Raw genomic sequence first — 11,724 nt, forward strand, 5'->3', positions numbered from 1 at the left:
TTGCGTATATTGAATCCAAGTATTTACAAAGTGGCAGATCTCGCCCCCCATGTGACATACATTAGCTAGTACTACTTCTGCAATTTCCATAAGAAATAAAAATCACTATTTTTAGCCACACTGTCGGGTTGTAGTAGTTGGTTGAAATCCGTAGCAGAAGAAGAAAGAGCAGCTGTACCGCCCACAGTTGCAATCAAAGACGCCATATCCGTTGGTATTATTCCCAAGTACGATCCAACTGTGATTATGCCAGCGCCAAAGACAATGTTTTGGCGACCCTTGGATAAGTATTTCTCTTTATGAGCGCGTAGGTTTCGATCAATATTAGCTATTTCAGATCTTACAAGGTCAGCAAAGGCTTCTTCTTGCTCTTTGGCATTCAGTCCTTTAATTGTTCCAAGAAATTGTTTTGTACGCTCTCGGTAGATGTCAAAATACTCTTCATTAGCTTGTCTCAACTCAATAACAGCTTCAGGTGTAGTGTTTTCTGCCACCGTAAGATTATATTTAAATGGATTGGTTAATACTTCTGTGTTGATCGCGTTGACATTGATTTTGTTTAAGATATTGAACTGTAAGTCATCGTTAGTGAGGAGGTTTGTGCCATAAAACTTAGAGTGCCAATTGTGAAAAGTTATATCATCAAGCAGCGGTTCCAGTAGTAACTTCAAGATACCTTCATTACGTATGTCATCTGTGCTTATCTTGTACGGTAATCCTCGCATACGCATATCATCGATATACTTGCCTTTGTTCTCATATATATGAAGATACATCTCACGGTGTTCAATAAGGTTACTAGGCCCTTTTAGGATTAAATGGCCTTTATCAACACCATATTCATCATAACTAGCAGTCACTCTACTCAGAAAATGCTTTTCCAATGCATCGTACAATCGGCTTTCATTTCTATATAATTTGTCTTTGTATGGCTCTAGAACGTTATTAATGTAGTCATGGCAAAATGAATGAGTGCTGTTGGCATATTTAATAATCCCAACCTTGAAATAAGGGCATAAAGCTCGATATATCTTTAGGTTAGCTAGAAGCTCCACTCGAACTTTTGGTATCACACCGGATGATTGGCATATCTTGTAAAGAGACTCAAAAGGGTTTCTTAAGAACACCTCATCTGCATAGAGGGAGGTAAAGCTAAGCATTTGATCAATTTTTAATAACCGACAGTCAATGGAAGCACATGGGGTATCTAATCCACTTAAAGCCGAATTTGCTGTAAATGAGAAAGGACTTTCCTGAGAAGAACCTGTAGAAAAATAATATTTAGTTATCAAAAAAAGAGTTTCGATAAACTCGAATAATAACTCATCATCTGCATTTTCAATGGCTTCTTGCAAGGTAAGTTGCCCCCCTGACCATATATCAATAACATGGTCAAACTCACCGACAAAGTCATCAAAATCGAGCATTTCAAACCTTTATAAATCAGATGATTACAATTATCGTATTCTAGCAGTTGCACTTTGTTGTGCAAGTCTAGAACCTTTTCCATTCCTACACTTATCTGAACAGAGTTCAGTGGTGTAGTGCTTTAACTCTAGTTTGTTATGTCCCAAGACGTGGTGGCACACTTCTAAATCACCTTTGCCCAAAGTCGCCTTGGTTGTGGGTAGGGCAAACTGTCAGGTTAGAACGTAATCCCCTCAAAAAAACTATTAGTTGTATGAGGCATACACGTAACCAAAATTCATAAAAACACACCCCTGCAATAAAACACTTGATCATAACTGATTGATTTAAATAGAAATTCTACCAAAAATACTATTGACAAAAGCATCACTAGAAATGTAAATTATCGAAAATTCGCATATCAAAGAGGATTCCATGCTAGAAATTTTGCAGTTTATTACGAGCGGATTTTGGGTGTTCGTAGGTTGTACGTTGTTTTTCTGCTCGGGAGTTAGGTCCATCGGTTGGGCGTTAAACGCAATGCTGTTGGGGTGGCGAGGGATCAGATCTGATGACGTATTCTAGGTTAAGTTATTTAACGATTGATAGGACAAATAGTGAGACTTATGTATTTAACTGATTTACAAGAGGACGCAAAACTGACTCGACAATATGCTTCAGTACGGCTCGATGACGACTATCCTCAACAAAAAGATTGGCAAATAGCACTACAAAAGTTTTACTTTTCGATCAGCTATGAAGAAAGGCTTGATCTGTTCATAAAACTGAATGAACTCTATAAAAATGAAAAAAACATCGAGGAAATGGGGTTACTACGAAATGTGATAGATCTAAATATCCAATCAACCAGTGACATTGATTATTTCGATAATGAATGTATATATCTTGTCGAACCCTCAAAAAATCAACAAATCGCGAGTCATGCTCTTTACAGACATCTCAGAAACAACAGTTCAGAGAGTTTCCAAAATCATTACCCAGATATCTCGTACGAGTTTAACTGTCAAACATCGATACTGAAAATCAGCCAACCGTTGTTGACAGTCTGTAGTCAGAGGAGAAATCAACTAACTCTCAATCTAGAAGGTTACATCGAAGGAAATTTAGTTCCAAATAACTTTAAATTTCAGATAGTTAACAAGGGAGATGCTTATTTAAAACTGCCTGAATTTTTAACTAGGAGCGCCATTAATTCCACTGCCTTGATTAATGCACTGAGACTAGATCTGAGATCACCTTGTGATACTCACGCAGTATCGGAATTAGCAGGGGCAGATACTGAGATTAAAATGCTAATCCCGATCCATGATAGTAAGAAGAATCATGTTCCAAAACAGATTTTTCCTACTCGAATCTGTGATGTTAGCCTGAGTATCAAAAATCTCGAAAGAATAATTACATCGCTAATACATCGGAAAGAATTTGTTTAATTATTAATCATGAGGAGTAATTTGATGAGAGATGAATTGAATATGTTAATCCCTTTACTAGAAAGTTTCGAGTTGACGAATTCTGCATTTAGAGTAGTAGACCCAAGCTCACTGCCAGCTCATACGCTAGCTGCATTTGATGACTATATGGCAGGCTCAACTGTTCCCCACCCGATCTACGTATACAGCCACGACTACACTAGATTCTGCCTACTAGTACGCAGAGGTGAAATAGTGATAAATGAATAATGCAATTAAAATTATTGCGCTAGATCTTGAGGGTACATTAATCAGCAACGCAATAAGTCAAATTGCACGACCTCATTTGCACTTGTTCCTCGAAGGTTGCAAGGACATTACTGAACGAGTGGTAATGTACACGACAGTTAGTGAATCGCGATTTCGTCAGATAGCACGGCTCCTTGTTTCAGAGGGAGTTGCGCCCGATTGGTTTGCCTCAATGGAGTATGTTGAGTGGTCAAGCCGCAAGAAAAATCTAGCATTTATATGTAATTCGAATGTAGCAAAAACAGTTATCGTCGACGATGTGGAAGAATATATCGAAAAAAACCAGCGAAGCCGATGGGTCAGTATTAAGCAATTCGCAAGCCCATACCCTGATACCGACAGCCAATTGCTAGAGACTCTGGATGTACTGCGATCTTACAACACTGCTGGCTCACAAATACCGAAAAATCAAGGCTGATGGCACAGTGTAGTGGATGATTGATTTTGGACAATCAATAAGAGGGTTTGCACTTCCAATAATGGATAGTATTGTTAATTATCATTCATGGGTGTGAGTACTATCATCTTTTTACCCAAACAGGTGCATAACAAATAGTTTGAATCATGCACTTATTTATCTGAAATAGGACGCAACCAAGGTTTGGTCACCAAACCTTGGTTGCGTGAATTTTCGATTCAGAGCTTATAAATGACCCAAACTTTAGTGGCTTCGTAGATGACATACAATGCCTAGTAGTGCGGCTGTATTTACTCATCAAAATTCGGTAAAGAAAAGTCAATAAAACCTCGCAGTGAAATGACACTTAAATTGTTGTTTATAAATGGATTAAAGATCCTTCAATATACTCGTGTTGGGCATCTGGAGTACCCTCTACCAATGACTCCTAGCACACTTTTGCCCCATTCCTTTTCAGCGTGAAAGTTCACTCACAATCTGTGACTTTAGATTTGCCTTACCTGTTGTTATCTGAAAAAGTGTCGAAGTAACCTTTTTAAAAATTATGCGTCATACTGCGATTGGAAAGGCTGCATGATAGGAGTATGAAAGGTGGCTAAAAGCCGTCTAAAAAGCGTTAAATGGCTGGGAGTTACCTTGCGAAAACTACTTATTGGCATGATGTGTTTGGTTTTAACTTTATCAGCAAACGCTGACTGCGATTCAATGGAGTTTGATTTGATAGGCTCTAAATTGATCGAACATACTGCTCTGGTCAGTGATGCTTCATTGCATCTCAATTATTCCGAGAGAAGCTCTATAGAGGTTCTCGTTAAAGATATACGTCAAATAGTCAGCTCCAATATGTCAGCAAACAAATCATATGTAGCTGAATCAAAGGAAAGCTTGTTACGTGCATTGAAACCAGAACAAATCAATGAAGGTGTTGAATTTGAGGTGTTTCTTAACTCAATTGACGGTTATAGGGATTCACCTGAATTAGTTAAATCACACATGTATGTAGGGCTATTACGTGCGATAGAATGGGCTATCTATCAAGGTAAAAGCGTCGCGTTAGTTGACGGTAAACCAGTACGAGAGAGCGAAATGACCCTTTATCAAAACCATACTGACCCGAGTGTTCGTAAGTTAATATACGCGTATCAGAACGTAACTTTGTATGAAATATGTGGGCAGATTTAGTAGTCATTTAACAAGCGACTAAGATAGATTTCCCTCGCTTGCATTTTTGGTTTGGCTCAAGTTTAGTGTCTACGGTAGTCAAATTATGATTTGCTACAGTAAAATGGGACACCTCACCAAGCGATTTTCCAATACCTGTTGTTATCCGTACTCCCCTAAATTAGGAAAATCGCTAACTCAGAAATGTCCAAGAATTTCTCAGGTTGAATTTATACCCGTGTGAATTTTTACCCGTGGCACTTTCTAGCTCGAAAGTGCCACGAAATGAGTTTATGCACACCAAAAATAACCTTGCTCTGAGCGTAATGTGAACAAATTTTTCTTATGCTTTTTCCTTGCAAGATTAGGGGGATGAAGGTAAGCGAACCTCTTCAACTACCTTCATGACGGGTATTAGTTCTTGCGAGATTTAAACTCAGTGTGCCAGTCAATAACGGCATTAATATCGGTATCTAGCTGCTCAGGTGTGGGTGGCTCTACTGGTGACTCACTTGGCTGGCTATGTTCATGCGCAGAATATTCCCCCATAAGGCGCTCAATAAGATTGCAGTCCTCAATTGTTATCTTCGCTAAGTTACTAATTTTATTTTTTGTTTGGACATCTCTACGATGACGCTGAACTACATCTGCTAGAAACTCAACTTCAACAACTCTTTCAAGTAGAATTCTGAAGTCGCTGCAAATTGATTTCGCCAGAGGTGCATAAACCTCAGTACCATGAGAATCCAATAGCTTTCTTGCTTGAGCTAACCTTTGATTCTTCAGTTCATTTAAAGCCTTAAGTGGTTTTTTCGCAAACAATGGTACAACTCCGTGCTCTCCGCAGCCCCAATGTTCACGCCTTATGTGTACGCATGTAGGATTCCCAAGGTCATTTAAGGCTCCCAATAAACTAATTCTATGTGTGAAAACAATAACTTGCCTATATTCTGATAAATCAACAAGTCGTTTTGCAACACACAACTCATATGACTGATCTAGCGATGATATCGGGTCATCAAAAATAAACGGGGTAGTTTGAGGTTTACCATTAGTATCAGCTAAGAAAGCAGCAAGACTTACTATTCGCTGCTCACCCTCGCTTAAAATGTCATGGGACTTACTGCGGGTGAAGCTTTGGTTCACCCCCATCAAGTGCAGCTTGTGCATCACTTTTCCTTTTGATACACGCGTTTTGGACAACTGAACATTGATTTTCTTTGCACCAAGATTATTTAGTTCATCGTTGAAACGCTTAACATAAGCATCTGTTATTACTTGCTTTGATACTTCACCAGCTTTACGTGTGAACTTTGAGGTACCTAACAATTTGCCCCATTCTTCATATTGCCTGTATTTCTCTAGCCTTTTGACCTCTTGAATGATGGCGTCAATGTAACCTGAAGCCCATTGTTTTGCTTTGTAGTCATTCAGCTCATTGGTTAGTTTCTCTTTGTTGAAAGCAATTACGTCTTTTTGATGGTTCTCTATTTCTTTTGCTAGCACCTCTTTTTTTTCTGATAGCGCCGCAATAAGTGAAGTCTCAAATATGAATCCTTGATTTGGAGTATCAGGGTGCTTAACAAGAGCCTCAGAGACTTTTTCGATTTCTCCCCATATCTTGCTTAAGACAGGGAGCCATTCTTCTTCGACAAGGTTTGAAGCTGCTATTTGAGTCTTTAGGGCATCTTTCGTTGGTATTGATGGTAACTTTTTAACTAGGTTGTCAAAATGTAGCTGCGTAGCTTTAACTTCTTTCTCAAGGCTTCCTTGAATGTGTTCCTCAAAAGACCTAAAACGTTGTTTAGCTGCATCTGAAAGTGGTTGATGGCATAGAACACACTGAGCGTCATTTCCAATATAAGGGGCTTCTCCATCTGGGTATGCTTCTTTCATAGAGTATTCTTTCGCAGCAACCCAAAGAGCTTTCCAAGTTTGACTTCCAATGCCATTCAGCAAGTTCTCATCAGAGAGGGCTTTAGCACCTTGCTCCGCTATTTTTTTTGCTGATTCTAGTTTAGCCTTAGATTCATTAATCTTTTCACAAACTAGCGAACTGACCTTTTCGCTTGCCACTAAAACTGAATTAGTGAGTTCAGTCAGTTGTATTAGCTCCCGTGATTTCTTGTCTTTTAGTTTTGATGGGGCACCTTTTAGACGCTCACTAAGTTCATTGAGTTTGTTTTCGTCATCATTGGTAAAATTGAAAAACTCTCTCAGTGTTACTTCCGGTACGTCTGCTTTAAGCCTGTCGTTTATTGCTCGTATATATTTAGACTGCGTTAGTTCTACTGGAGTGTTGGGTAGAATTTTTACTAATTGAGCTTGCTCTTTATCGAGTAAAGACTTGATTGATGTGGAAACGAACACAAGCTTCTCAAACAGAAGAACATCAATCGGCACATATGACACTTCATTTTCATTATCAAGGTAAAGACCTCCAGTAGAAGAGTCGAAAATATCTGCTGAACTTATCTCAGGGATAGGTAGCGAGTTTGCAACCCAGTCAATTTTTTTCGCGCTAACGCCATCAATACTAATAGCACATTTGCTCACCGCCGGAGGCGCTTTAAAAACATTTGGTTTCAAATCATTGGCATTGTTTTTTCCACATGCCTTTTTGAGGATACGTGTGTAACCTGATTTGCCAGAACCATTATTCCCGTAAACAGCAGTGAGTTTCTGTTCGAAGGTTAAAGGAGAGCGAGGGTTTAGGTCGTCGATACCTTCAACTTCACCAATTGACTTAATCCATATTTGATTGGCGGTGCTTGATTCTTCGTTGAATTGTCCAAAGTCTAATGCCTCGGTGCATGACTGACCTTTTGGAGTTTTTAACAACTCTTTAAACTCTATGATTTTATCTTGTGTGATTTCTTCTTGTTTTAATATGGCCTGAGCCGCCAATTGAACCCAGTAAGGTTGAGTATGTAACCAGTTGATAATGCCTTCTCTCACGCTACCCATTCGCAATACTCCGGTAAACTTTTGATTGATATTCGATAGGGACGATTAAAGCATGCATTCGTAGATGTGAATATGCGACCGTTTTAGTAAGATCTAAAAACCTGATACAGAGCAAATAATTGGGCGGTTAAATCTTTGTTTGCCTACATGTAGTGGATGAGTGATTTTGGCCAATCAATAAGAGGATTTGCAATACCTCAGGTTGTTCGTTAAATGCTGATTTAGCGAAGCCTGTAGCTCATTTATGTCCAGCGGCTTCATAGGTCTGAAGTTTTACTCGTGGCACTTTTCTCAAATAGTGCCACCTAGCTCAGAACTGCCCCTAAACTTCTTAGCCTCAACAAACCAGTCACCTGAAGAGCGCCGCATTAGACCAAATTATCTTAATCTATTAAGCAGCGTCTTATGCGGAGATTATCGGCACTTTGCCCTGAAACTGCCTCTCGTTTCACACAACCGTTTGATATACCTTGAGGTCTGCAATTAGTGATAGCAAGATAGACTAACGCAATCATTCAAGAAACCCACTTATAAAACAGTATTTGTTTATCACAGCCTTGCCAATTCATTGGCATCAATCTGATTTAGGAGCACTAGATGAAATATTTAGGCTTTATTTTGGCATTCTGTATTTGGATTTTTGCTAATGGCTTTTGGGAAATGGCAAAAGCCCCAGAGCATTACAGTTCATGTCAGCAAATAGAGTGGGCACAGAACCACAATAAAAGCACATTCCGCCCTGATGAATCCCTAGCTTTATGGGTGCTACAAAAAATAAAATGTGACAAAGCCTCTAGAAACAATGTCTCCAAGGATATGAGTCAAAACCCTATGGCAATGGCTTATATATGCTGGCAACTGGCGAACCAATCGGGTCGTGAAACTGACTCAGACCTGTTTGCTCAAATGATATCTATGGTCAGAAAAAATCCTGAGTTCAAGCCTGAACTACATATAGAGTTTGTAGGTTATGCAGCACAAGAAGTATTGAAGATGGATTTTGAACAGCGTCAGAGTGTATACAACGCTGGTTGTTCTGTACCATTAAACAATATAAAGAGAGCATCAGAGCAAGGTATGCTGAACTGATAACAGTTGGCATTTTGGTATGGTGGAGTTCAGTGGCTATGATGGATTTTTTTAAGTTCAGCGGTGTGATCTTAACTATCAATATTGGACATTAAGCTATACGAGTTGGACAGCCCGGACACCCTTTCTTCAGACCTTTGAAAGGGAATAGTGCATAACCAATAGATTAAGTAAGATCGGTTGGAGGGATGGATGTTTAATGTATTAAAGAACAGATGGTACACAGCGAAAGTTCAAGCCGAAGTTGGGGCGCAGTTCGAGCAGGAAGTTGATGGTGTACTTAATGTATCGCTAAGGAAGCAACGCTTTATCAATGCTGTTGTTGCTTCTGTACCAGTTGAAAACCTGCAAACGGCTAGAAAGCATGAAGTTAAAATGTTCTACATCGCTTTGATTTCACTTGCGGCTTATCTTGCTGAAGTTATGAAAGAAAACATAGCATCAGATCATGAGATGGAGGCTGCTGTTTGTTTGTGCCTAATAAACAGAATCGAACGTGTTAACTTGGGCTGTGTAAGCGAACACGAGCGCTCAATGGTCTATTCAGCAATGCAGACACTTGAAATGTTTCAGACAAAATAGAAGTCATCGCATTTAAGGTAGCTGTTAACTCAGAAGTGTCCAGAAGGTGCGCCTAGGGGCATGAAACACGAAAATACCCCAAAGTCATTCAGTACTTGATTCCTGACTACTTTCTCATGTCATTTCTTGACCTACTTTACCTAATGTTAGATTATGAACCTAGTTGAAATAATGCGACTATACAGACATGTTCTGTAATTTTTAGCATTAGAAGAATTAATGTATAAAACAGTATCTTACTGATATAGCATCTATAGTTTCTGATAATTTTATAAACACAATTTTTGCTGAAAAGACACTGTATATTCGGAGGGAGTCATGGCGTTAACCGTATTTAGCAAAAAATTAAATTGTGAAGTTGATGCAGTCCAGTATTTTTCTCTACTTGGTCATAATTTGAAAATTGATCCTGAACTAAATTCAGTTACGGATGAAGAGAGAGATATCGTAAAGAATGATGTTATATGTCCATCTTGTGGTGTTGCTAACGCTATAATTGTTTCGGGATCTAGAAATGATAGAAATTACGCTATTCGTCAACCTCATTTTAGATTTGTCGATGGACATGGTAATGAGTCTCATCATGAATATTGTGATTTGAAAACAGTAAAGCCATTCAAAGATATTACGTCATCGTATGAATCGTTTTTTAATCAAAAATCAAAATCACATATTACAAAGTTAATAGGCAATATAATATCTAGTGCTTTAACAAACGAGAGTATCGGTGTTAAGGATATGATAGATTTTAGACAATGGCATTTTAATCTAAAAAAAGAGCATATCGTTAATGTTGAATCTATTTCTGAAAAGTTATTTCCATATAAAGTTTATAAGTGTAGAAAAGATCTTGATATTGATGCTGCTCTATCACCAAAGATTGATTCAACATCAGTAAAAAATAAGTTGATTTTAGACCAGATTGTAGCTGAGGATGAAAAAACTTTAAATAAAATATCACAGCAACCAGATTTTAAAATCAAAGATAGAGAGGTTTTGTCCTTCTTTAAAAAAGGAGAGCGCAAAGTTTTTGATGTCAGAGAATTATCTCACGAGTATATGTTATCAAATATGCTTGGTAACGCTATATTAGATACTTTTCGATGGTCGCTTAAATCACAGAGAGACATCTCATGCATTCAAGCATGCTGTTCACTATTTCTTTTTGTTAATCAATGGAATGTTGATAAATCAATTGATATGTTCAATGATGCGCTAAAAACAAAAGATAAAACTCATACTATAAATGGTAATATAATTGGTCTTAATCCATTTTATAAATATGAATTTTATTCCTCGGTTTTACATATTAATGATGTAGCAAAAGACTTACCAACAAATGATGAGTTACATCGTTTAATCGAATTTAGAGGAGGTGAATTTAAAAAATAACTTGGTTGCAGTGAAAAAATATAACAACATGCACCAGCAGACACTAATGAGTTTGGCGCTTGTGGTTTAAAGTTATCAATGTTCTGATGCAGCAAGCAAAGTGCTGCTGTGCTTGGCGTTATGTGCCCGAATAAGTCAGGGGGCTTCTAGAATGAGCATTCAGGTGAAGTTAGTTCATCTTCGAAAGAAAATTAAAGCAAATAAGAAGAAAGTCATTGACGCAATCATTGCAAATCATTCAGCAGAAATCTGCATTATTTGTGGTTCTCACGAGCAATTTACCAAAGAGCACGTTATACCCCAGTGGGTTTATAATCGCTGTACAAAGCGTACTTTTCAAACAACTACTAACGGCATTTCGCAAACTTACAATAAAACCACGCTGCCAGCATGCAAAGATTGTAATTCAAATCTCCTTGGCTTATTGGAGCGGCATTTAAAACATGAATTTGAAAGAATAGATGTTCGTCATCAAGAGTTTTCTCAGGAAACTTTAGAGCTAGTTATATTGTGGTTAGAGACTTTAGAGTATAAGTTTCAGGTTCTTGACCTTCGGAGAAATTTAAACAAAGTAAAAGGTGCTGATTACATTCCGTATATAGGTAAAATGCCAATTGCTATGTTCCAAGGACCAATGGAAACTAGTCCTGCGAAGGTTTTCTCAAACCTTCGCTCGGCTTTAAACGTTTTAAGCGTTAAATCTAAGGCGGACAGGCTTAACTCTCTTTGTGTAATCCATACCAAAAACGAAGATTTTAATTTCTTTCACTCAACAAATAACTATATTTTCATCGAGTTAGCCGCGTTTAGTATTGCCTTTTTCTATTTCTATAAACAATCATTTAATAATGTTGGCGAAGCAGTAGAGTCTGCTAAGGGCATCGTAAATGAACAGTACGCGGGAAAAGGCACATAACAAACGATCAAGGGATAAACATACTTTTCCTAATCTGACAGAAACGCTTTAGA

9 protein-coding genes are annotated in these 11,724 nt (G+C 38.2%); 7 read left to right on the forward strand and 2 right to left on the reverse strand.

The annotated features are described in order from the left end of the window. Nucleotides 1–71: 71 nt before the first annotated feature. Entirely contained in the window at nucleotides 72–1,427 is a 1,356-nt protein-coding gene (locus OCV20_RS17435) for a hypothetical protein (RefSeq protein WP_102484159.1), read from the reverse strand. A 606-nt stretch (nucleotides 1,428–2,033) separates the two neighbouring features. Here OCV20_RS17435 and OCV20_RS17440 point away from each other — a divergent pair. From OCV20_RS17440 to OCV20_RS17455, 3 genes are all read left to right on the forward strand, one after another. Beyond that, nucleotides 2,034–2,858, forward strand: a complete 825-nt coding sequence (locus OCV20_RS17440) for a hypothetical protein (RefSeq protein ID WP_261881473.1) — start codon at nucleotides 2,034–2,036, stop codon at nucleotides 2,856–2,858. 241 nt (nucleotides 2,859–3,099) lie between these two features. Then, complete coding sequence (locus OCV20_RS17450) at nucleotides 3,100–3,564, forward strand: NIF family HAD-type phosphatase (protein ID WP_017074778.1); 465 nt, start codon at nucleotides 3,100–3,102, stop codon at nucleotides 3,562–3,564. A 591-nt stretch (nucleotides 3,565–4,155) separates the two neighbouring features. Then, nucleotides 4,156–4,746 (forward strand): hypothetical protein, encoded by a 591-nt coding sequence (locus OCV20_RS17455; RefSeq protein WP_261881474.1) that lies wholly within the window; start codon nucleotides 4,156–4,158, stop codon nucleotides 4,744–4,746. A 393-nt stretch (nucleotides 4,747–5,139) separates the two neighbouring features. Here the strand turns inward: OCV20_RS17455 and OCV20_RS17460 are convergent, their stop codons facing one another. Further along, nucleotides 5,140–7,692, reverse strand: coding sequence for an AAA family ATPase (locus OCV20_RS17460; protein ID WP_261881475.1), 2,553 nt, complete (start codon nucleotides 7,690–7,692; stop codon nucleotides 5,140–5,142). Nucleotides 7,693–8,289: 597 nt separating this feature from the next. On the opposite strand from OCV20_RS17460, the gene OCV20_RS17465 reads away from it, so the two are divergent. From OCV20_RS17465 to OCV20_RS17480, 4 genes are all read left to right on the forward strand, one after another. Beyond that, nucleotides 8,290–8,781: a hypothetical protein gene (locus OCV20_RS17465; RefSeq protein WP_261881476.1), complete on the forward strand. Its 492-nt coding sequence runs from the start codon at nucleotides 8,290–8,292 to the stop codon at nucleotides 8,779–8,781. Between the two features lie 192 nt (nucleotides 8,782–8,973). Further along, nucleotides 8,974–9,363, forward strand: a complete 390-nt coding sequence (locus OCV20_RS17470; protein WP_102484164.1) for a hypothetical protein — start codon at nucleotides 8,974–8,976, stop codon at nucleotides 9,361–9,363. A gap of 318 nt (nucleotides 9,364–9,681) precedes the next feature. Continuing rightward, complete coding sequence (locus OCV20_RS17475) at nucleotides 9,682–10,755, forward strand: hypothetical protein (protein ID WP_261881477.1); 1,074 nt, start codon at nucleotides 9,682–9,684, stop codon at nucleotides 10,753–10,755. A 151-nt stretch (nucleotides 10,756–10,906) separates the two neighbouring features. Beyond that, nucleotides 10,907–11,671: a hypothetical protein gene (locus OCV20_RS17480; RefSeq protein WP_102484166.1), complete on the forward strand. Its 765-nt coding sequence runs from the start codon at nucleotides 10,907–10,909 to the stop codon at nucleotides 11,669–11,671. Nucleotides 11,672–11,724: the final 53 nt, after the last annotated feature.

The organism is Vibrio coralliirubri, assembly GCF_024347375.1.
In the GTDB taxonomy this organism is placed as follows: Bacteria; Pseudomonadota; Gammaproteobacteria; order Enterobacterales; family Vibrionaceae; genus Vibrio; species Vibrio coralliirubri.